18 protein-coding genes are annotated in these 21,846 nt (G+C 71.1%); 9 read left to right on the plus strand and 9 right to left on the minus strand.

The genetic code is table 11. The features are described from left to right. Nucleotides 1-939, plus strand: coding sequence for a metallophosphoesterase (locus P9K36_RS05925; protein WP_043388809.1), 939 nt, complete (start codon nucleotides 1-3; stop codon nucleotides 937-939). A gap of 54 nt (nucleotides 940-993) precedes the next feature. Here P9K36_RS05925 and P9K36_RS05930 read toward each other — a convergent pair whose 3' ends face one another. Further along, nucleotides 994-1,155, minus strand: coding sequence for a hypothetical protein (locus P9K36_RS05930; RefSeq protein WP_164706402.1), 162 nt, complete (start codon nucleotides 1,153-1,155; stop codon nucleotides 994-996). A gap of 319 nt (nucleotides 1,156-1,474) precedes the next feature. On the opposite strand from P9K36_RS05930, the gene P9K36_RS05935 reads away from it, so the two are divergent. Continuing rightward, complete coding sequence (locus tag P9K36_RS05935) at nucleotides 1,475-2,869, plus strand: amidase family protein (protein WP_278306656.1); 1,395 nt, start codon at nucleotides 1,475-1,477, stop codon at nucleotides 2,867-2,869. Between the two features lie 257 nt (nucleotides 2,870-3,126). Here the strand turns inward: P9K36_RS05935 and P9K36_RS05940 are convergent, their stop codons facing one another. The 4 genes from P9K36_RS05940 to P9K36_RS05955 are packed head-to-tail and all read right to left on the minus strand — an operon-like array spanning nucleotide 3,127 to nucleotide 9,668. Next, nucleotides 3,127-4,269 (minus strand): M20/M25/M40 family metallo-hydrolase, encoded by a 1,143-nt coding sequence (locus P9K36_RS05940; RefSeq protein WP_043388814.1) that lies wholly within the window; start codon nucleotides 4,267-4,269, stop codon nucleotides 3,127-3,129. Beyond that, nucleotides 4,266-5,738, minus strand: coding sequence for a M81 family metallopeptidase (locus P9K36_RS05945; RefSeq protein ID WP_043349683.1), 1,473 nt, complete (start codon nucleotides 5,736-5,738; stop codon nucleotides 4,266-4,268). The genes P9K36_RS05940 and P9K36_RS05945 overlap by 4 nt, the downstream gene beginning before the upstream one ends. A gap of 31 nt (nucleotides 5,739-5,769) precedes the next feature. Beyond that, nucleotides 5,770-8,127 carry a penicillin acylase family protein gene (locus P9K36_RS05950; RefSeq protein ID WP_278306658.1) on the minus strand — a complete coding sequence of 786 codons (2,358 nt, stop codon included), beginning with the start codon at nucleotides 8,125-8,127 and terminating at the stop codon, nucleotides 5,770-5,772. After that, on the minus strand, nucleotides 8,124-9,668 hold the full coding sequence (locus tag P9K36_RS05955) for an acetolactate synthase large subunit (RefSeq protein ID WP_043388912.1): 1,545 nt from the start codon (nucleotides 9,666-9,668) through the stop codon (nucleotides 8,124-8,126). The genes P9K36_RS05950 and P9K36_RS05955 overlap by 4 nt, the downstream gene beginning before the upstream one ends. Before the next feature lie 209 nt (nucleotides 9,669-9,877). Between P9K36_RS05955 and P9K36_RS05960 the strand changes: the two genes are divergently transcribed. Together P9K36_RS05960 and P9K36_RS05965 are read left to right on the plus strand one after the other, a co-directional pair. Beyond that, complete coding sequence (locus tag P9K36_RS05960) at nucleotides 9,878-11,479, plus strand: ABC transporter substrate-binding protein (RefSeq protein WP_278306659.1); 1,602 nt, start codon at nucleotides 9,878-9,880, stop codon at nucleotides 11,477-11,479. A 5-nt stretch (nucleotides 11,480-11,484) separates the two neighbouring features. After that, nucleotides 11,485-12,876: an amidase gene (locus P9K36_RS05965; protein WP_278306660.1), complete on the plus strand. Its 1,392-nt coding sequence runs from the start codon at nucleotides 11,485-11,487 to the stop codon at nucleotides 12,874-12,876. A gap of 93 nt (nucleotides 12,877-12,969) precedes the next feature. On the opposite strand, the gene P9K36_RS05970 is transcribed toward P9K36_RS05965, so the two are convergent. Next, nucleotides 12,970-13,095, minus strand: a complete 126-nt coding sequence (locus P9K36_RS05970; RefSeq protein ID WP_278306661.1) for a hypothetical protein — start codon at nucleotides 13,093-13,095, stop codon at nucleotides 12,970-12,972. 255 nt (nucleotides 13,096-13,350) lie between these two features. Further along, nucleotides 13,351-14,052 (minus strand): sigma-70 family RNA polymerase sigma factor, encoded by a 702-nt coding sequence (locus P9K36_RS05975; RefSeq protein ID WP_043358038.1) that lies wholly within the window; start codon nucleotides 14,050-14,052, stop codon nucleotides 13,351-13,353. A 201-nt stretch (nucleotides 14,053-14,253) separates the two neighbouring features. Here P9K36_RS05975 and nthA point away from each other — a divergent pair, with 201 nt between their 5' ends. Genes nthA through P9K36_RS05990 form a run of 3 tightly spaced genes read left to right on the plus strand, consistent with a single transcriptional unit; the run spans nucleotide 14,254 to nucleotide 15,901 of the window. Next, a complete protein-coding gene (nthA, locus tag P9K36_RS05980) occupies nucleotides 14,254-14,925 on the plus strand; it encodes a nitrile hydratase subunit alpha (protein ID WP_278306662.1) in 672 nt (223 codons plus the stop codon). Further along, nucleotides 14,922-15,581, plus strand: coding sequence for a nitrile hydratase subunit beta (nthB, locus tag P9K36_RS05985; RefSeq protein ID WP_278306663.1), 660 nt, complete (start codon nucleotides 14,922-14,924; stop codon nucleotides 15,579-15,581). Before nthA ends, nthB begins: the two co-directional genes overlap by 4 nt. Further along, nucleotides 15,578-15,901: a nitrile hydratase accessory protein gene (locus P9K36_RS05990; protein WP_043388833.1), complete on the plus strand. Its 324-nt coding sequence runs from the start codon at nucleotides 15,578-15,580 to the stop codon at nucleotides 15,899-15,901. The genes nthB and P9K36_RS05990 overlap by 4 nt, the downstream gene beginning before the upstream one ends. On the opposite strand, the gene P9K36_RS05995 is transcribed toward P9K36_RS05990, so the two are convergent. Continuing rightward, nucleotides 15,889-16,764, minus strand: coding sequence for an MBL fold metallo-hydrolase (locus P9K36_RS05995; RefSeq protein ID WP_274929064.1), 876 nt, complete (start codon nucleotides 16,762-16,764; stop codon nucleotides 15,889-15,891). The genes P9K36_RS05990 and P9K36_RS05995 overlap by 13 nt on opposite strands. 58 nt (nucleotides 16,765-16,822) lie before the next feature. Then, nucleotides 16,823-17,833 carry an SDR family oxidoreductase gene (locus P9K36_RS06000; RefSeq protein WP_274929063.1) on the minus strand — a complete coding sequence of 337 codons (1,011 nt, stop codon included), beginning with the start codon at nucleotides 17,831-17,833 and terminating at the stop codon, nucleotides 16,823-16,825. Between the two features lie 178 nt (nucleotides 17,834-18,011). Here P9K36_RS06000 and P9K36_RS06005 point away from each other — a divergent pair, with 178 nt between their 5' ends. Together P9K36_RS06005 and P9K36_RS06010 are read left to right on the plus strand one after the other, a co-directional pair. Continuing rightward, entirely contained in the window at nucleotides 18,012-18,260 is a 249-nt protein-coding gene (locus tag P9K36_RS06005) for a hypothetical protein (protein WP_043354976.1), read from the plus strand. A 146-nt stretch (nucleotides 18,261-18,406) separates the two neighbouring features. Beyond that, nucleotides 18,407-21,820 (plus strand): acyl-[ACP]--phospholipid O-acyltransferase, encoded by a 3,414-nt coding sequence (locus P9K36_RS06010; protein WP_278306664.1) that lies wholly within the window; start codon nucleotides 18,407-18,409, stop codon nucleotides 21,818-21,820. The last annotated feature ends 26 nt before the right edge of the window (nucleotides 21,821-21,846 follow it).

The raw sequence follows: 21,846 nt of genomic DNA on the forward strand, positions 1-21,846 counted from the left end.
TTGACCTTCCGCCTCGCCCATCTCAGCGATCCGCATGTCGGCCCCCTCGGCCGGGTGCGTCTCCACCAGCTCATCGGCAAGCGCGCCACCGGCTACGCCAATTGGCGGCGCGGGCGCTCGCGCAGCCACGACATGACCGTGCTGGAGGCGCTGGTCACCGATCTGAAGGCGCAGGGCGCCGGACACATCGCCTGTACGGGCGACCTGTGCAACATCGGCCTGCCGAGCGAATGGGAGACGGCCCGCACCTTCCTGGAGGCACTGGGCTCGCCCGAAGCGGTCAGCTTCGTGCCGGGCAACCACGATGCCTATGTCCGCGGCTCCCTGGAAGGCCTGCTCGCCGCCTGCGGCCGCTACACGGGCGACGATTCCGGCTCGTGGGGCCGCTTTCCCTATCTGCGGCGGCGTGGGCCCCTGGCGCTGGTCGGCCTGTCCAGCGCGATCCCGACCAAACCCTTCGTGGCGACGGGCCGCCTCGGTGCGCCGCAGCTGGCCGCGGCCGAAGCCCTGCTCCGCGCCCTGGCCACGGAGCCGGGGCGCCCGTTCCGCGTGGTGATGATCCACCATCCGCCGCAGCCCGGGGGCGCCTCGCCCGGCCGCGAGCTGAAGGATGCCGCAGCGTTCACCGCGATGATCGCACGGGCCGGGGCGGACCTGATCCTGCACGGTCACAACCACGTCACCAGCGCCGCCCGGATCCCGGGGCCGGACGGCCGGGCCGTCCCGGTGGTGGGTGCCCCCTCCGCATCGGCGCGCCCGCACGGACACGGGGCGATGGCGTCGCGCCGGGCCTCCTACCTGCTGTTCGAGATCGACCGGTCGGACCAGAGAGTCTCGGTCACAGCCCGGCGACGGGGCCTCGATGCGTCAGGCGCCATCAGCGATCTCGGCGCCCTGGACCTCGACGGGTCGGACCTCGACGCGTCAAACCTCGCCTGACGAGCCGGGCCGGCCGGCCCGTGAGGGGGCGCCGGCCCGGGATCGGGATGCGGGTCAGATGCCGACGACTGCCAAGTCGGTGCGCTGCTGTCGGCTGAGGCTCGCTTCGTAGCGCTCGGCCTGGAGGCGGGTAAGACCGCAGATCAACGCGAGTGTCCCGCGATACACAGTGTAGGTGCCGTCGTGTGTCGGCCTGACGCGAATCACCTCTGCCATGGAAGCCTGCCTTCTGCTGGAGGTTGCCTGCCCTCGTCTAAGAAAGTCGTTCCTTCTCGCTGAATTGGCCGGTCGAACGCGCGAACGGGGGGAGGTTATCAGTCGTTCCAAAGGTAGCAAGAGCCGCATACGTCGGAATGCTTAGGTCTTTTCTGCTGCATTGCGGCAAAGCCTTGCCGGCGTTGGCGATCCGCGGAAGCGGAAAAAAGCGGCCGTCGGCTTGCATATTGAATATGCTGCGCGGGCCGGCCGGGAGCCGCTCGGGTGGTGCGAATCGTAGGATGGACCCCGCCCGTCCGGGCGCGCGAAAGGAACCCCCATGCAGCTCTGGCGTCTGACGGCGACCGACCTCGCGGCCCTGATCCGCACCGGCCAAGTTTCGGCCCGGGAGGTCGCGCGGGACGCCCTCGACCGGCTCGAGACGGTCAATGGGCGGATCAACGCCGTGGTCGAGCACCGCCCGGAGGATGTGCTGGCGCAGGCCGACACGGTGGACGCCGCCCGGGCTCGGGGTGAGGCGCCAGGCCCGCTCGCGGGTGTCCCGGTCACCATCAAGGTCAACGCCGACCAGCAGGGCTTCGCCACGACGAACGGGCTGCGTCTCCAGCGCGACCTCGTGGCGACGGACGACAATCCCGTGGTCGCCAATTTCCGCCGGGCCGGCGCGGTGCTGCTCGGTCGGACCAACACGCCCGCCTTCTCGCTGCGCTGGTTCACCACCAACCAGCTCCACGGCGACACCAAGAATCCGCGCGATCCGGCTCTGACGCCCGGCGGCTCGTCCGGAGGCGCGGGCGCGGCTGTGGCGGCCGGGATCGGCGCGATCGCCCACGGCACCGACATTGCCGGATCGGTGCGCTATCCAGCCTATGCCTGCGGCGTGCACGGGCTGCGTCCGAGCCTGGGCCGGATCCCCGCCTGGAATCCGTCCTCGCCCGAGCGCGGGATCGGTCCCCAACTCATGGCGGTCTCGGGGCCGCTCGCCCGCAGCATCGCGGATCTTCGCCTCGGCCTCGAAGTCATGGCGGCCCCGGATCCGCGCGATCCATGGTGGGTGCCGGCGCCGCTGGAAGGGCCGTCCGTGCCACGCCAGGTCGCCCTGTGCGTGCGGCCTGGGGGCCTCGCCACTGCCCCGGAGGTCGAAGCCGCCCTGCGCGAGGCCGCGCGCCGCCTGGCCGAGGCCGGATGGACGGTCACGGAGATCGCCGACACCCCGCCGATCCGGGAAGCCAGCGAACTCCAGCTCCAGCTCTGGCTCGGTGACGGCTACGCGGCGGTCCGGGCTGCGGCGGAGCGGGAAGGGGATCCGGCGGCCATCGGGCTCCTGGAGAGCTTCCGGTCGCGGGCCGAGGCGATGGCGCCCGACGCCATCGCCCGGGCGCTCACCCGGCGCGCGACGCTGGCACGGGAATGGTCGCTGTTCCTTGCCGAGAACCCTGTGCTTCTGGTCCCGGTCTCGGGCGAGCTGCCCTTCCCCGACGGGCTCGACCGCACCGGGGATGCCGGCGTCGCCCGGGCCTTCGAGGCGAACCTGCTGCAGGTGGGACTGGCACCGATCGGGGTCCCGGCGCTCACCGTGACGACCGGCCTCGTCGGACGGACCCCTGTCGGGGTGCAACTGGTCGCCGCCCGCTACCGGGAAGACCTATGCCTCGCGGCCGGCGCGGCGATCGAGGCCGGAGGCGTGCCGGAGATGCCGGTCGACCCGGTCTGACGCCGGGCCGCCCCTGTCGGGAACCGAAAAGTGGCAGGCCTGCCGGTCCGACGATCGGCCGCAGGAGTCGCGACGGGTCGCGGAGCGCCACCGGCGGGTGCCTGGGAAGCCCCCTGACCGGTCTGCCGGCCGCGCCGTCAGGTCCGCTCCTCGCCCTGGCGGGCTTCGTCCGCGGCGGCACGGCGGGGGGCCTGCCGGGGTGCCGTCGCGATCGCGGCCCTCGGCCGGGTCGGCGTCTGACATCACGCCCGCCGGGCTCAGGCCCGGTCTGCGGCTCCGAGGTTTGCCAGCAGGGCCGCGAACAGCCGCGCCCGCTGCGGCAGGGTTTCGATCAGCACGTGCTCCTCCAGGGTGTGGTAGCCTTGGCCCAGCGGCCCGAGCCCGTCGAGGGTCGGGATACCGTTGGCGCCGGTGAAGTTGCCGTCCGAGCCGCCGCCGGCACTGCGATGGGGCAGGGGCTGGCCGAGCGCCTCGCTCAGGGCACGCGCCTGCTCGTAGAGCGCCATGCAGCCCGTATCCGGCTCCCAGACCGGCCGGGTCACGCCCCGGGTCACGGTGAAGCGGACGCCGTCCTCCTCCCCCGACAGCGCCAGCATCCGCTCGACGCCGCGGTCGAGGTCGGCCTGGCGCTTGGCCATGCTGAGCGCCTGCCCGCGGCAGACGGTCGGGACGCAGTTCACCCACTGCCCGCCCGAGACGATCCCGGTGGAGACGGTGCAGTCGGCGTCCGAGAGCCCATCGATCGCGAGGATCTTGCGCGCCATCGCGCGGATCGCCGAGCGCCCCTCGTGGGGCGAGGCGCCGGCATGGCTCGGACGGCCCAGGGCCTCGAGATCGAAGCGGGCGATGGCGTAGCGACCGGTGACCACGCCGTTGTCGGGCTGCCCGGGTTCGGGCACCAGCACGACGGCGTGGCGGGCCGCCTCAGCCTCGATCAGGTCGCGGGTCGAGGGGCTGCCGACCTCCTCGTCGCCGGTGAACAGGACGGTCACCGGCAGCGGCGTCTCGATCCCGGCCGCCGCCAGGGCGCGGATCGCCGCCAGGGCGATGACGTTGCCCCCCTTCATGTCGAGGATGCCCGGGCCGTAGGCGCGGTCGCCCTCGATCCGCCAGGGCAGGCTTCCGAGGGTGCCGACCGGATGCACCGTGTCGAGATGGCCGAGCACCAGAATGCCGGGCCGGTCGCGGTCCCGGTGCGGGAACCGCGCGCGGACGCAGTCGCTCAGGCCCATGCGGCCCGGGATCGTCTCGACGGTCGCCCCGAGGAGCGCGAGATCGCGGGCGGCGACGCTCATCATCCGATTGACCGCCGCCGCGTCGTGGGTGGGACTCTCGCAGAGGACCCAGGGCTGCAGGGTCGCGAGGATGTCCTGAGCGTCGAAGCGCAGATCCGGAATCATCGGGCTTTCTCCTCGGCGAACGGATCGGCGACCCGCGGCCAGTAGAGGCCCGACCGCTTGGTGTAGGGGATCGCGCCGTAATCCGGCGGAACGGCTCCGGGGGCCGCGACGTAGCGGACCTCGCTCGCGATCGGCGCGAAGGCGGCGTAGAAATGCTGCATCGACTTCACCACGACCATCCGCTTGTCGTCGAGGGTGAGGCCGAGACCCGTGAACGCGTCGGGCGCGAAGGCCTGCTGGCGCTTGTGGGTCAGCACCACGTGGATCCCGTCCGCCTCGACCCAGGCCGCGGGGCCGAGATGGGCGTGGCCGCCGCTGAGGCCGGTCTGGCTGTGGTTGTCCGACAGGCCGCGCACCGTGACGCGCAGGTCCACCGGGTTCCCGGAGGTCACGCCGCACTTGCCGCCGATCCGCAGCGTGAAAGACGCCCCGAGCCCGGCCTCGTGGCAGATGCCGACCGCCCCGGGATCCCAGATCAGGCCGAGGGCCACGTCCTTGACGCCCCGCTCTGCGAGGCGGGCGAGGATCGCGGTGTTGTCCGAAGGCGCGCCCGCGCCGGCATTGTCGGCGAAGTCGGCGAGGACCATCGGGCGCGGGTCGGCGGAGGCGAGGGCGAAATCGATGGCCGCGTCGATCGTATCGCAGCGGCTCGCGGCCTCTTCCCGCATCGCCCAGACCGCGCCGGCCAGCTCATCGGCCAGCGCCTGCGCCTTGCCGGCATCACCGTCGGCGACGACCAGCATCTTGGCACCGACATCCGCCACGTCGCCCCAGGGGAAGCCGTGCCCGAAGGAGACCGACAGGATGCCGTCGCGCCCCTCCAGGGACTCCATCCGGCGCACGAAGCCCGCGACCGGCTCGCGGCTGGTGCGCCACATGTTGACGATCCGGCAGTCGGCGTACGCCATCACCGGCCGGATGTCCTTCGACACCGTCTTGACGACCAACGGATACAGGTCGCGGGCGCGGTCGACGATGTCGGTGTGCGGGTATTCCTTGTAGATCACGATGACGTCGGCGTTGGTCCGCATCGTCTCGGTGAGATGGCAGTGGAGGTCGAGCTCGACGCCGATCGTGGCGTCCGGCCCGACGATGGCGCGGACCCGCTCCAGGATGTCGCCCTCGCAGTCGTCATAGCCCTCCGCCACCATTGCGCCGTGCATGAACAGCAGCACCGCGTCGACCGGCATCGCCGCCTTCAGGTCCTCCAGCAGGGTGTCGCGCAGCGCCTCGTAGACGGCCCGCAGGGTGATGCCGCCGGGCTGCGCGAAGGTCGAGAGGCTCTCGACCACCGTATGCCCGTCCGCCTCGGCCAGCGTGCGCCAGGCCTTGAGGCCGATATTGCTGAGGCTCGGCGGGTTCCGGCTGCCGTCGCGGCGGGCGTAGTCGGCGTGAAACGCCGCTTGTCCGGTGGGCAAGGGCGCGAAGGTGTTGGTCTCTGTGGCGAGGCCCGCGATGAAGATCTTCAAGGTCCTGTCCCAATCCGTCCCGGCCGCCGGGTCAGGCGGGGCTCGGGGTCAGCGTGATCACCGTCTCGGTGGCCGCGTCCACGGCCGCGCGGCCGTAGAGCATCGGCACATAGTCCTGGCGCCCCCAGACCGGGGCCAGATCGGCGTAGTGCGGGCTTGCCGGGTCCCCCGACTGGCCCGGCACGTTGATGAAGACCGAACGGTCCCAGTCCCCCACATCCACGACCATGCGGAACGAGGCGCCGTGGGTGAGCCGGAACGTGTCGGTCCGGTACTCCGCGTGCATGACCGATGCCGCGGCTCCGCCCACGGGCAGCGGACCGATATCCCAGCGGGAATCGGGCCTCAGGGCGGTCAGCGGATGCGCGAACAGCGCGTGGTGCAGGCGGCCCCAGGACCAACCCGCCGGATCGGCGCCCATCCGCTCCCGGCAGGTGCGGTAGGCGGCGGCGAGGGCGTCGGTGAGCAGCGCCGCGCACGCCGCCGGGTCGAGACCGGTCTCCAGCCGCTCGATCAGGCTCTGCGTATCGCCGGGCGGCAGCAGGCGCCGCGTCCCGGCATCGGGCACCAGCGCCGCGAGCAGGGCCGGGCGCAGGTGCCGGACCCAGACCACCTCGATCAGGGCCGCGCCCGCGGAGCCGTGGTGCAGCGCGCCGTCGAACGACGCCAGCACGGCCTGGGCCGCGGCGACATCGGGATCGCCCGCCGCCGGCAGGGCCCGCACCAGATCGGCCAGCCGCCGGGCCGGCTCGGAGACGACATCCCCCTGGAGCGCCTGCGAGTCGGCGAGGCTGTGCCGGTCCGGCCCGCCGAGCACCGCCCGGATACGGCCGGCGCGCCAGGGCTCGGCCCATTCGAACCCGACCTTCCGATCCTCCGCGGGATAATCCGGCGGCAGGTTCATCTCGTTGGCGGTGGCGAGCCAGCCCGAGGCCGGATCGACGCTCCGGGGCAGGGCGCCGGGATCGTGGAAGCCGGCCCAATCGTAGCGGCCGTCGCCCGGCACCGGCAGCAATCCGTCATGGCCGGGGCGGACCGGCGCCTTGCCGGCCATGAACCACGCGATGTGCCCCGCGGTGTCGGCGTAGAGCTGGTTCACCGAGGGCGCCGACCAATGGCGCAGGGCCTCGCCGAAGGCCTCGGGCGTCGTGGCGCCGAGATAGGCGAGGCTGCCGAGATAGGCGGCAGCGCCGGGCTCCGACCAGACAGTCCGCAGCGCGAAGGCGCGGCCCTGGTCCTCGCGAAGCACCGGCCCGTGCCGGGTGAAGCCGAGGATGACGGTCTCGTCCGGTCCGCCGCGCACCGGGATCCGCTCCGTGATGCGCATGATCGGCGCCCAACCGTCGCCGGAGCGGTAGCGGTCGGGATCGGCCGGGTCGGTCTCGCAGACGAAGAGATCCTCCTGGTCCATCGGCGCGATGGTGAGGCTGAAGGCGGCATGGCCGTTATGGCCGATGGAGATGCCGGGCAGGGCCGGCTCGCCGGCCCCGATCACGTCGAGCCCCGGGGCGGTCAGGTGCACGGCGTAGCGCAGCGAGGGCTGCAGGTAGACCCGGTGCGGATCGCTCGCCAGGATCGGCCGTCCGGTGGCGGTGCGGGACGGCGCCACCGCCCAGTTGTTCGAGCCCTCGGCCGGCTCCTTCGGCACGCTGCGGGGGCCGCGCGTGACGGCTCCGTGCGCGTCGACCTTGGACCAGTCCCAGGCCTCCGCGCGGGTCGCCGCCATCCGGTCCGGGCTGAACCCCACCGTCGCCGTGGCCAGTCGGAAGTCGTCGAGGAGATCGTCCGGCCAGTCGACGGCGTCGAAACCGTCCGGGACGATGGGTTCGTGGGGCGGGCTGATCCGCTTGCGCAGGTCGTCCGCGTCGAGCCCGTCCGACCGGCTCTCCGCACGGGCGAGCACCCGTGCGCGGGCGACCTCGGACAGGACGTTGCGGATCAGCCCATGGCTGCGGATGCGCACCACGTCCTCCGGCTGCCACAGGGCCGGGCGCGTGTCCGTCACGGCGAATTCCGGCGGGCGCAGCTCGGGACGCGCCTCGGTCAGGGTCACGTAGGCGTTGATCCCCGCCACGAACGCCGTGACGATGGCCCGCGTGTCCTGCGGCCCGTAGGCCGCCCACTCGGCCGCCATGTCGCCGCGGTAGAGGAACAGCCGGGCCGCGCGATCCTGGGCGAGGTAGCCGGGCCCGAAATCCGCCGCCAGAAGGCCGAGGCCGCGCTTGCGCCAGAGGTCGAGCTGCCAGAGCCGGTCCCGGGCCGCGTTGAACCCCTGCGCCCGGAAGGCGTCGAGCGCCGTGCCGGCGCGGATATGCGCCAGCCCCCAGCGGTCGAGGCGGATCTCCACCGGCGCGTCGAGGCCGGGGACGGGATAGGTCGCGCCGCTCACAGAGCCACTTCGATGAGGTGCGGACCTGCATTGGCCAGCGCGTGCTCGAACGCCGCGATGAAGTCGGGCAGGGTCTCGACCCGCCGCCCCGCGACCCCGAATCCTCGGGCGAGGCTCACCCAATCCACCGCCGGATCGTCGAGGCTCAGCATGCCGAGCGCCTTCGGGCCGGGATTGAGCGCGCCGACATTGGCGAGCTCCGCCCGCAGGATCGCGTAGGAGCGGTTCGACCAGACGAGCGTCACCACGTCGAGGCGCTCGCGGGCCTGGGTCCAGAGCGCCTGCACCGTGTAGAGACCGCTGCCGTCCGCCTGCAGGTTGATGACCTTGCGGTCGGGGCAGGCCACGGCGGCGCCGGTCGCCATCGGGATGCCGAGGCCGATCGACCCGCCGCTGAGCTGGAGCCAGGTATGGGGCGCGGCATCCCGGGTCAGGGCGAAGAAGTTGCGCCCCGTCGTGATCGACTCGTCGCAGATCACCGCGCCCTCGGGGATCAGCGCGCCGAGCACCTGCCCGATCGTGTCCTGGTCCAGCGGACCTGAGGTCGGGAGCTTCGGCCGCGGGCCGACGGCGACCGGTTCGGCGGGCGGGGCCGCGACGGCCTCGGCGAGCCGCTCGAGGGCGTCGATCTGGTCCTCCTCGGGCGTCGCCAGCGTGATCGTGGTGCTGCCCTCCGGCGCCAGCAGGCTCGGCTTGCCCGGGTAGGCGAAGAAGCCCACCGGCGGGGTCGCGCCGATCAGGATGATGTGGCGGAAGTCCTTCAGGGCCGCGATGCCCTGGTCGATCGGGTAGGGCAGGCGCTCGATCGGCACGGTGCCGGCGCCGCGGTCGATCCGGGCATTCGACGTCATGGCCATCAGCTGCGCGCCGGTCTTGCGGGCGATCCGGTCGGCGATCACCCGGCCCTCGTTCCGGACTGCCCGGTCGCCGAGATGCAGGAGCACCGGCTCGCCGCTCCGGAGCGCCTCCACGGCCGCCGCGATCGCGTCGTCGCTCGCCCGCGCACGCTCGGGGATCGGCGGCACGGGCGCGGGTCCGGTGCCGGGATCCCAGGCGGTGTTGGCCGGGAGGATCAGCGTCGCGACCTGACCCGGGGCCGTACGGGCGGCCGCGATGGCGGCGGCGCCGTCGGAGCCGATCTCGGTCGCGCTCATCCCGGTCCGCACCCAGGACGACATCGGATGGGCCAGCCCCTCGATGTCGGAGGTGAGCGGGGCGTTGTATTCCCGATGGTAGGTCGCGTGCTCGCCGACGATGTTGACGACGGGGGTGCGTGCCTTCTTGGCGTTGTGGAGGTTGGCCAATCCGTTGGCGAGGCCCGGCCCGAGATGGAGCAGGGTCGAGGCCGGCTTGTCGGCCATGCGGGCGTAACCGTCGGCGGCACCCGTCGCCCCGCCCTCGAACAGGAACAGGACGCAGCGCATCCCCTCGACCCGATCGAGGGCGGCGACGAAATGCATCTCGGACGTGCCGGGATTGGTGAAGCACACCTCGACCCCGCCCTCGACAAGGGTCCGGACCAAGCTCTCGGCCCCGTTGATGGCGCGCGGCGTCTCGTCGGTCACGGGTGTCTCCCTCGCGGTGCCGCCGAGTTGGCCGGCGAATCGCATTTTTTATTATCGTGACGCGGCTGACGCCACGCGCAAGAGGCGAAGTCCGGCATCTTCTGTTCGCCGAACGCAGGACCTAAACTTGAGCGTGGCGCGGGAATTGCGCTTGGCGCGCCGCAACTACGACGATTGGGATCCGGATGACATTTCGCCGCCTGATTGCCGCCGCCCTGGCGGGTTCCGTGGCCCTGACGGGATCGGCCAGCGCCGAGAGCGTCCTGCGCATCGCCATGACGGCGAGCGACATCCCCACCACGACGGGCATGCCCAACAACGGCTTCGAGGGGATGCGCTTCCTCGGCTACCCGATCTTCGAGGGGCTGGTGCAGTGGGATCTCAAGAGCACCACCAAGCTCGCCGGGCTCATCCCGGCTTTGGCCGAGCGCTGGGAGCAGGATCCGAACGACAAGGCGGTCTGGACCTTCCACCTGCGCCAGGGCGTGAAGTTCCATGACGGGACGCCGTTCAACGCCGACGCGGTGATCTGGAATCTCGACCGCTATTTCAAGAACGACAGCCCGCAATTCGAGGCCCAGGGCGCCGGCATCACACGGGCGCGGGCGCCGCTCGTCGGGAGCTACAGGAAGATCGACGATTCGACCGTGCAGATCACCACCACGCAGGTCGCCTCGTACTTCCCCTACATGGTGGTCTACGTGCTCTTCACCTCGCCCGCCTCCTTCGAGAAGGCGGGGCGCGACTGGAGCAAGGTCGCGGCGCTGCCGGCAGCCGGCACGGGCCCGTTCAGGATCACCCGCGTGGCCCCGCGGGAGGCGGTCGATCTCGCCAAGTTCGACGGCTACTGGGACCCGGACCGGATGGCCAAGGTCGACAAGGTCCGGCTGCTGCCGATCCCGGAGGCGAATGCCCGGGTCGCGGCCCTGCGGGCCGGCCAGGTCGACTGGATCGAGGTACCGGCGCCCGACGCGATCCCGTCGCTGAAACAGGCGGGCTTCACGATCACCACGGGCTCATACCCGCATGTCTGGCCCTACCTCTTCAACATCGGCGCCAAGGACAGCCCGCTGAAGGATGTGCGCGTCCGGCAGGGCCTGAACTACTGCATCGACCGGGCGGGCATCGTCGAACTCCTCAACGGGACCGCCGAGCCGGCGACTGGGTGGCTGAACGACAAGGATCCGAATTTCGGCAACCCGAAGAACCGCTACACCTTCGACGCCGCCAAGGGGAAGGCGCTGCTGGCCGAGGCCGGCTTCACCGACAAGAAGCCGCTCAGCCTCAAGGTGATGATCTCCTCCTCCGGCTCGGGCCAGATGCTGCCGATGCCGATGAACGAGTACCTGCAGGAGAACCTGAAGCAGGCCTGCAACGTCGATCTGACCTTCAACGTCGTCGAATGGCAGGTGCTGCTGAACGCCGCCCGGGCGCTCCCCGACGCGCCGAACCTTCAGGGGGCGATGGCGCTCAATGTCTCCTCGCCCTCGTCGGATCCCGCCGTCATGGCCCGCTACTTCGCGGGCGACCGGTTCCCGCCCAACGGCTTCAACTTCCCCAACTGGAAGGATGACCCGTTCGACACGGCCCTGAAGGCGCTTGCCGAGACCACCGACGCCAAGGTGATCGACGCGCAGACCAAGACCGCCCACGAGCGCCTGGTGGACAACCCGCCCTGGCTGTTCGTCGTCCACGACCTCAATCCCCGCGGGATGTCCAAGAAGATCCACGGTTTCGTCTCGCCGCAATCCTGGTTCGTCGATCTCACCCTCGTCAGCGTGCAGTAGAACCCATGTCCGACATCGATCCCGTACACGCCTCCGCGGCCGAACTCGCCCGGGCGATCCAAGGGCGGACGCTCTCGCCGGTCGAGGCCGTCGATGCCCTTCTCGGACGGATCGACCGGCTGGAGCCCAAGCTCCAGGCCTTCACGGAGGTCTTCGCCGCCGATGCCCGCCTCGCCGCCGAGGGCGCCGACCGGGCGATCCGGTCGGGCCATGCCGTGGGGCCGCTCCATGGCGTCCCCGTCGTGCTCAAGGACCTGATCGACCTGGAGGGCCGGATTACCATGGGCGGCTCGGCCGCCCACCGGGCCCGGCGGGCGGAGCGCACCGCGACGATCGCCAAGCGCCTCATCGGCCAGGGCATGATCGTGCTCGGCAAGACCCACACGGTGGAGTTCGCCTATGGCGGCTGGGGCACGAACCAGCATCTCGGCACACCGTGGAATCCCTGGGACACCGAGACGCCGCGCACCCCCGGCGGCTCGAGCAGCGGCACCGGCGTTTCGGTGGCGGCCCGGATGGCCCCCTGGGGCATCGGCACCGACACCGGCGGATCGGTGCGCCTGCCGGCCGCCTTCTGCGGGCTGACGGGGCTCAAGGTGACGGTCGGGCGCGTCTCGACCTGGGGGATCGTGCCGCTGTCTATGACCCTCGATACGCCCGGACCGCTGGCCCGCACCGTGGAGGATGCCGCGCTTCTCTACGAGGCGATCTCCGGCCCCGATCCCCGCGATCCGACCACCCGCGGGATCCAGCCGGACGCCCCCTGGTCCACGCTCAACCGCGGCGTCCGCGGTCTGCGCCTCGGCCGGATGCCGGCCTCGGAACGGGACGGGGTCGCCCCCGACATGCTGGCCGCCTACGACGCGGCCCTGGACCTCCTGGCCGGGCAGGGGGCGGAGATCGTGGATGTCGCTCTGCCGTTCCGGTTCAGCGACTGCATGGCGCTGACCGAGATCACCAACGCGGAGGCGTACTTCGTCAATGGGAGCCTGGCGGAGGACCCGTCCGCGCAACTCGGCGACGCCGTGCGGGGGCGGATCCTGGCCGGCGCGACGGTCTCGGCCCAGGCGTACCTCGGCACGCTTCACCGGCGGGCCGCGATGAAAGAGCAATACGCTGCCGCCCTCGAGGGGATCGACGCCCTGCTGACGCCGACCACCGAGAGCGCAGCCGTGGCCCTCGCCGCCGTCGACGAGGCGCACCTGCCGTCGCGCTTCACCCGCTTCGGCAACCTGCTCGACCTCTGTGCCCTGGCTCTGCCGAACGGCTTCACCGGCTCCGGCCTGCCGCTCTCGCTGCAGATCGTCTGCCGGGGATACGAAGAGGCAACGGCTTTGCGGATCGGACAGGCCTATCAGCGGGCGACCGACTGGCACCTGCGCCGGCCGCCGATGTGAGGGGCGTTCGGACGCGTGCCGCCGGCTCCATCACCGGCTCACAGGACGGCGCGGCGAAAGGAACACGTCCGCCGCGCCGCCCTGCACCGGGCATCAGCGAGCGAAGAGAGTCCAAATCCAGACGACGAGCGCCCAGAACGCCTTCAGGTTCAAGATCAGCGCCCTGAACCAGACCGACAGAAAGCTGAGAAAGACGACGGCACAGAGGAACGCGCTCATCCAGGCGGAATCCTCGGTGACGAGACCGAGCCGCCAGATGGCCCAGGAGCAAGCGAGTCCGAGGAGGCAAAGACCGAAGGCGATGACCACCGGGTGCGCCAGACCCCGGTGCGCGGCGCTTGCGCCGTCTTGAGACGAAGCGTCCATGCGCGCGGCCCGTCGCGGAGATCGCCAGGAGCCTACGCGGCCACGGCTTACGATCGCCTTAGCGCCGAAGACCAATCAGCCGGACCGGCATGCCGCCGAGCCGCCGGCTCAGACAGCCGGTGCCTGGCCCGAGACCACGACGCCGAGGGTATCGAGCAGCGACGACCGGGCCCGGCTCACCCGGCTCTTGACGGTCCCGACCTGACAACCGAGCTTCAGGGCGGCTTCCTCGTAGGTGTGGCCCTCCGCCCCCACCAGCAGCAGCGCCTGCCGCTGCGCCGAGGGCAGGTCGCCGAGACGCTCCCAGACGACCTTGAGGGTGCTGGCATCCTCTTGGTCCGAGGGGCTGCTCATCTGACCCGCATGCGTCCCGTCCACATCCTCCACCTCCCGCCGCGTCTTGCGCAGGTCCGTGTAGAACTGGTTGCGCAGGATGGTGAACAGCCAAGCGGTGAAGTTCGTGCCCGGCCGGAACTTCTGCTGGTTCGCCCAGGCCTTCACGAAGGTCTCCTGCACCAGATCGTCGGCGCGGCTCACATCGCCGACGAGCGACAGCGCGAAGGTGCGCAGAGCCGGCAAGGCCTTGATGATGTCGCCGCGGAAGTCGAAGGGCACCGTGTCGCCATGCGCCTTGATCGCTACCTCGAACCGGGTAACCAAGGCGGCGAGCTGCGCCGGCAGCGGCTCCTGCTCGACGACCCGAAAATACTCGCGGATCGGCAGGACGAGGTGCTGGCCGATGGCTGCGGCGTAGCTGTCATCCCGGGCACGTACGACGGCGTCGGGCAGGTCCGCAGCAGCATCAGTCATGAATCTTTCCGCCTCCAACACCGATTTACTGGAATCGCTCTAACGTCGGTAGCGGTAAAATTCTGAACCTATGCCAAACGCTCCCGAACGTGACAGGGAATTTAGGCAGAGCGCCCGGCAAGACGGACGAATCGGATCCGCGCAGCCGGACTGGCGCCGCCCCCTCGGGGGATGCACACTGCGCGCAGCCAGGAGAGCGGGATGAGCCACGATCACGCCGATCATGAGCATGATCACCACGATCATCAGCACGATCATCACCATGGCAGCGCCTTGTCGCCGGTGGAGGCCCGGGTGCGCGCCCTCGAATCCCTGCTCACCGAGAAAGGCTATGTCGACCCGGCGGCCCTCGATGCCCTGGTCGAACTCTACGAGACCAAGGTCGGCCCACATGCGGGCGCCCGGGTCGTGGCACGGGCCTGGACCGATCCCGCATACCGGGCGCGGCTCCTGGCCGACGCCACGCCGGCCATCGCCGAACTGGGGATCGGCGGCCGCGGCGGCGAACACATGGTGGTGGTCGAGAACACGCCGGAGACGCACAACCTCGTCGTCTGCACCCTGTGCTCCTGCTACCCGTGGCCGGTGCTCGGCCTGCCCCCGGTCTGGTACAAGGCGCCGCCCTATCGGGCCCGGGCGGTGATCGACCCGCGCGGCGTTCTCGCCGAGTTCGGGGTGACGCTGCCGGAAACCACCCGCATCACCGTCTGGGACTCGACGGCCGAGACCCGCTACATGGTCCTGCCCATGCGGCCTGCCGAGACGGAGGGCTTTTCCGAGGAGTCGCTGGCCGCCCTCGTGACCCGCGATTCCATGATCGGCACGGGCCTGCCCAAGGGCATACCGGCCTCGCCCGTGGAGATGCCGATATGAACGGCGCCCAGGATCTCGGCGGCTGCCACGGCTTCGGGCCGGTGACGCCGGAGCCGGACGAGCCGGTCTTCCACGCCCCTTGGGAGCGCCGCGTCTTCGCGATGGCGATGGCCATGGGCTACACGGGTGCGTGGAACCTCGACGGCAGCCGCGCCAATCGGGAATCCTTGCCGCCCGCGGAGTACCTTGCGGCGAGCTACTACGAGATCTGGCTGAAGGCCCTGGAGAAGCAGGTCGCCGCCACCGGATTGGCGACGCAGGCGGAGATCGAGGCCGGCAAGTCCGCGGCCCCGGCCGAGCCTGTCGCGCGCGTCCTGCACCGCGAGGGACTGGAAGAGCGCTTCCGGGCCGGCTTCCCGAGCAGCCGCACCGCCGCTGCCGCGGCCCGCTTCGCGGTGGGCGACGTGATCCGGGCGCGCAATGATCACCCAACCGGCCATACGCGGCTGCCGCGCTACGTCCGGGGCAGGCACGGCCGGATCGTGCGCGTCGACGGTGTCTTCGTCTTCCCCGACACCAACGCCTACGGGGCGGGCGAGAACCCGACATGGCTCTACACGGTGGCCTTCACCGCGCAGGAGTTGTGGGGCGAGAGCGGCGATCCGGGCGGCATCGTCACGGTGGCGGCCTTCGAACCCTATCTGGAGCCCGCGTGACCGATCCGTCGCCGAACGCCTTCGCGGCGCCCTGGGAGGCGCAGGTCTTCGCCCTGGTGGTCGCCCTGCGGGAAGCCGGAGTGTTCACGTGGTCGGAATGGGCCGCGCGCCTCGGGCGGGAGATCCGCCCGGCGGGCGCGCCGGAGCAGGCGGCCGATTACGGCGCGTGGCTCGCGACGCTGGAGGCGCTCCTGGCCGAGCGCGGCGTGGCCGGACCCGAGACCGTCGCGGCGCGGACCGCGGCCTTCCTGCGGGCCGCGGAGGCCACGCCCCACGGCCAGCCGATCCGCCTGGAGAACGATCCGCTCTACCGGCCCTGAGGCCGGAGCCCGTCGAGCGGCACCGGAGCCGCGTGAGACCGGCCGCTCATCAGCTGGTCGAGCAAGGCCAGGACCTCGGGCCGCCCGCAATTGCGCGCGGGCTCGAACGGCGTCCAGGTCTGGACGAAGTCGAGGCGCTCGAACACGTCGCGGTACCGGCGCAATTCGCTCGGCGTGAGCGGTACCCCGCGGACGAAGGCCTTGTGGGCCGAGATCGTCGTGGCGCGGCGAAAATCGTCTGGGTCGAGTTCGAATTTCAGCGCGTCGCCGCAGAAGCAGATCTTCCGCGACCGGTCGTACAGGACCGCGTGGCCGTCGAAATGGCCGGCGGTCCGGTGCAGTTCCAGGCCGGGCAGGGGCTCGAGGAAATCGTCGTAGGGCCAGCTCACCTGAAGCGCGGCGCTCCAGGTGAAGTCGGCCGCCGGCAGGCATAGCTCCGGGTCGAACCGGTCCTGGAGCTGCGGCAGCGCCCCGTAGGAATGCGGGTGCGAGGCCGAGAGGACCGCCATGCCGCCGAGCCGGGCGATCTGGTCGAGGGCGGCCTCGCTGAAGACCGGGCAGCCCTCGAAGCCCATATTCCCGTGCTCGGTCTGGATCAGGTAGGCGGAGGGCCCGATGCCGGAGACCGGCTCGTTCCAGAAGCGCCAGACGCCCGACTCCAGCTCCTGCCAGTGACAGGGGAAGGCCTCCTGCGCCTCGCGGGCGGTGCGGAAGCGCCAGCCATCCTGCGGCACCACGTGGCGGGCGTCGAGGCACATCGGGCAGGCGGCCGGCGTCTCGAAGTGCCGCTGCCAGAAGCCGCAATTGTCGCAGGTATAGGCGGGCAGCTTCAGGGCGCCCGCGAAGGGCAGGTAGCCGGGCATCGTGGTGGACCTTCCTCGAGGCGGATCGTGTAACAGGCGGCGCGCTCGGACGCAGCCGTCAGGTCCTCTGAGGCAGCCGGCGCGCCGAACGGGCGGCATGGACGGTGCCGGCGAGCCCGACGAGCGCCAGCCCGGCGAGGCCGGCGACCAGGAGATCGCGGGTGCGGCTCGTGGCGAACTCGGTCCGGCTCGCCTTGGTCCTGTCGGAGAATCGGCCGTCGATCCCGACGGAACCGGGCACGGGCTCGTAGAGGTTGCCCGCCATGGCGGGGATGGTCTCGTCGGAGAGCTGCGCCGACCACATGGATGCAGCCTTGCGGTCGGCGAGCGCCGGCGCCAGCGCCTGCGCTGCGGCCATCACCATCGACGAGCGCCCGACCCAGACCTCCCGGCGCGGATGCTCGACCGCGTACAGGATCGCCTCGGCGCAGAGCCGCGGGTCGAAGACCGGATCCGGCGCGAATTGGCGGTGCCCGGTGCGGTTGCGCGCCCAGTTGAACTGGGGCGTGTTGACCGCCGGCAGGTAGATCACGCTGAGGCTGACATTGACCCGGTCGTGCAGCAGCTCGCAGCGCAGGGCGTCGGTGAAGCCCGAGACCGCGAACTTCGCCGCGCAATAGGGCGCCTGCAGCGGCGCCGCCCGGATCGCCAGACCGGACGAGACCTGGATGATCGCGCCGCGATCGCGCCGCTTCATGAAGCGCAGGGCGGCGAGCGTCCCGTAGACCTGGCTGAGATAGGTCGTCTCGGTGACCCGCCGGTATTCGTCCGGCGTGATCCGATCGGCCGGGCTCACCACGGTCGACATGGCGTTATTGACCCAGGCGCGGATCGGGCCGAGTTCGCGCTCCACCCGTTCCGCGGCCTCGTCCACGGCCTGCGAATCGGCCACGTCGGCCCCGATCGCCAGGACCGGCTGGCCGTAGGCGGCCAGCGCCCGCTCCACCGCGGCGAGACGACCCGGATCCCGTGCGATCACCGCCACCGACCAGCCGCGCGCAGCGAATTCATGGGCCGTGGCGAGCCCGATCCCGGCCGTGCCCCCAGTGACGACCGCAACCCGTGCCATACCCACCTCACCGTCGACTGATCGAACCGGCAACACGGATCGGCGCCCTCGGTTGCGTCGTCGGACCGGGCCGCATCGTCACGGGGCGGCCGAATTCCGTTCCGGCGACGCAACGTCCGACAGCCACAGCTGTTGACTGCCTGTACCGCGTCATGCCGAACCATCGAGGGTCGCAGCCATGCGCACCGGACGACGCTTCTCCCTGCCGATCGATCCCTGGCCGCAGGCCTCTCTGGCCGAGCGGACCGCCGTCGGGATGGTGCTGACGTTCCTGCTGCTGCTGCCGGCCTGTGCGGCCGGGGCCGCGCTCTTCGTGATCACGACGCTCGCGGCCCACATGTACTGGTCCTACGACCTCGGCGCCTCGCTGCACGCCCTCATCGCCCGGCACGTCGGGCGGAAGGAGCGCCTGGCCCCGAAGACCTGACGCGGCCTGCCGGCCGATCCGCCACGGGCGGTGCCGGTTCACACGGTCCGACACCGCGACGGCCGTGATCCCTGTGCGTTCGCATCGGTCCGATTTGACCTGACCGTCTCTCGTAGGCCAGTCAGGGTCGGAACCGAGAGAATGCCATGTTCCGTACCCTGATGACTGCGCGGCGGTTCGCGCCGCTGTTCTGGTGCCAGTTCTTCTCGGCGTTCAACGACAATTTTCTCAAGAACGCGCTGGCCTTCCTGATCCTGTTCGGCATCGGCGGCCAGGCGGATGCCCATGCCGGCGTCCTGGTGACCCTGGCGAGCGCCGTCTTCATCGGGCCGTTTTTCATCCTGTCAGGACTCGGCGGCCAATGGGCCGACCGGTACGACAAGGCCCTGATGGCCCGGCGGCTCAAGTTCGCCGAGATCTTCGCGGCCGGCGCCGCCGTGCTCGGCTTCCTGCTGCATTCCGTGCCGATCCTGTTCGTCGCGCTCGGCCTGTTCGGAACGATCGCGGCCCTGTTCGGCCCGATCAAGTACGGGATCCTTCCGGACCATCTCCGGCGCGAGGAGCTGCCCGCCGGCAACGCCCTGGTGGAGGCGGCGACCTTCCTGGCGATTCTGCTGGGGACGATCGCGGCGGGCGCGGCCTCGGCGATGGGCGGGTCCGGAATCGTGTTCGGGGCCCTGGTGATGGGCTTCGCCGTCCTGTGCTGGCTCTCGGCCCGGATGATCCCGGCGACCGGGGAGGGGGCACCGGACCTGCGCGTCGACCCGAACGTCGCCCGCTCCACCTACGCGCTGCTGCGCGACCTCTGGGCCGACACGCGCCTGTGGCGCGGCTCGCTCACCGTGAGCTGGTTCTGGCTCGTCGGCGTGGTGGTGCTGTCGCTGCTGCCCGTCCTGGTCCGCGGCGCCTTCAACGGCACCGAGACGGTGATCACGCTGCTCCTGGCGCTCTTCTCCATCGGCATCGCATTGGGCTCCGGCCTCGCCTCGTGGCTCGCCAGCGGCCGGATCGTGCTGCTGCCGACGCCGGTGGGCGCGGTTCTGATGGGGCTGTTCGGCCTCGATCTCGCCTGGACGGTCGGCCATCTCCCGGCGCCCCCCGCGGAGCCGATCGGGCCCCTCGCGTTCCTGCAGACCGGCCACGGCCTGCGCGCCGGGATCGACTTCCTCGGACTCGCGGTCTCGGGCGGCCTCTACATCGTCCCGTCCTTCGCGGCCGTGCAGGCCTGGGCCGAGAAGGCGATGCGGGCGCGAATCATCGGCGCGGTCAACGTCATGACGGCGGCCTTCATGGTGGCCGGCACCCTGGCGCTCGCGGGTCTGCAGGGCGCGGGCCTGTCGATCGCGAGCCTTCTCGCCGTGGTGGCGGTGCTGAACGTCCTCGTCGGCGCGATCGTGTTCGCGACCCTGCCGACCAGCCCGTTCCGCGACGCCCTGTCGATCCTGTTCCGGGCCTTCTATCGCCTGGAAGTCCGGGGCTTCGACAACCTCGCGGCGGCCGGGCCGAACGCCATCGTGGCGCTCAACCACGTCTCGTTTCTCGACGCGCCGCTGGCCCTGTCGCTCCTCGAGCAGGAGCCGGTCTTCGCCATCGACAGCGGGATCGCGCAGCGCTGGTGGGTGCGGCCGTTCCTGCGCGTCACCAAGGCGATGCCCCTGGACCCGACCCGGCCGCTGGCCACCCGGACGCTGATCAATGCGGTCAAGGGCGGCGAGACCCTGATCATCTTCCCCGAGGGTCGGCTCACCGTCACCGGCAGCCTGATGAAGGTCTATGACGGCGCCGGGCTCATCGCCGACAAGTCCGACGCGATGGTGGTGCCCGTGAAGATCGACGGGCTGGAGCGCACCGCCTTCTCGCGCCTCTCCCGCCGGCAGGTCAGCCGCCGCTGGTGGCCCAAAGTCGTCGTGACGGTGATGCCGCCGGTGCGCCTGACGGTGGACCCGGCCCTCAAGGGCAAGGCGCGGCGGCAGGCGGCCGGTGCGGCCCTCTACGGCATCATGTCGGACCTCGTCTTCCGCACCACCGACATCGACCGCGGATTGATGGCGGCTTTGATCGAAGCGGGCGAGCTTCACGGCTGGCGCCGCAACGCCCTGGAGGACCCGGTCGGCGGAAAGCTCAGTTACGGCCGGCTCGTGATGGGCGCCAACATCCTCGGCCGCAAGCTGATGCCCCTCGCGCCCCTCGGCGGGCGGATCGGCGTCATGCTGCCGAACGCCAACGGCGCCGCCGTGACGCTCTTCGCGCTGGCTTCCGCGGGCCGGGTCCCGGCGATGATCAATTTCTCGGCCGGCCCCGCCAACGTCCTCTCCGCCTGCCGGGCGGCCGAGGTGAGCCGGATCCTCACCTCCCGGGCCTTCATCGAGAAGGGGCGGCTCGGACCGCTCGTGGAGGCGATCCGCGACTCGGTGGAGCTCGTCTACCTGGAGGACGTGCGGGCCGGCATCACCACCGGGGACAAGATCCGGGGCTTTCTCGCGCCCCGGCGCCCCCTCGTGGCCCGCCGCGGCGAGGATCCGGGAGCGGTGCTGTTCACCTCGGGCAGCGAGGGCACGCCGAAGGGTGTGGTGCTCGCCAACCGCTGCATGCTCGCCAACGTGGCGCAGGTGGCGGCCCGGATCGATTTCGGGCCGATGGACAAGGTGTTCAACGTCCTGCCCGTGTTCCACGCCTTCGGCCTGACGGCCGGGCTGATCCTGCCCTTGGTCTCGGGCGTGCCGGTCTACCTCTACCCGTCGCCGCTGCACTACCGGATCGTCCCGGAGCTGATCTACGGCTCGAACAGCACCGTTCTGTTCGGGACCGACACGTTCCTCACGGGCTATGCCCGGGCCGCCCATTCCTACGACCTGCGCTCGCTGCGCTACGTCGTCGCCGGCGCCGAGGCCGTGAAGGAGACGACCCGGAGGACCTATGCGGAGAAGTTCGGGCTGCGCATCCTGGAGGGCTACGGCGTCACCGAATGCGGACCGGTCGTGGCGCTCAACACGCCGATGTTCAACCGCTTCGGCACGGTCGGGCGGATCCTGCCCGGTATCGAGACCCGCCTGGACCCGGTGCCGGGGATCGACGAGGGCGGCCGCCTGTCGCTACGCGGCCCCAACATCATGCTGGGCTATCTGCGCGCCGAGAAGCCGGGCGTCCTGGAGCCGCCGCCGGGGGGCTGGCACGACACCGGTGACATCGTAGCGATCGACTCGATGGGCTTCGTGACGATCAAGGGCCGGGCGAAGCGCTTCGCCAAGGTCGCGGGGGAGATGGTCTCGCTCGCCGGCGTCGAGGCGTTGGCCGCCGAACTCTGGCCCGATCGTCCGAGCGCCGTGGCGGCGCTGCCGGACCCGCGCAAGGGCGAGCGGCTGGTCCTGTTCACGCAGGAGACGGGCGCCACCCGGGCGGCCTATCAGAGCTTCGCCAAGAGCCGTGGCGCCTCGGACGTGGCGATCCCGGCCGAGGTCGTGGTGCTGGAGGCGATCCCGATGCTCGGCACCGGCAAGATCGACCAAGTGGCCGTCACCAAGCTGGCCCTGGAGCGCGCGAAAGAGACGGCGGCCGCCTGACCGGAGGCCCTCACGCCCCGCGTCAC

This window comes from Methylobacterium sp. 391_Methyba4, assembly GCF_029691625.1.
GTDB classification, from domain to species: Bacteria; Pseudomonadota; Alphaproteobacteria; order Rhizobiales; family Beijerinckiaceae; genus Methylobacterium; species Methylobacterium fujisawaense.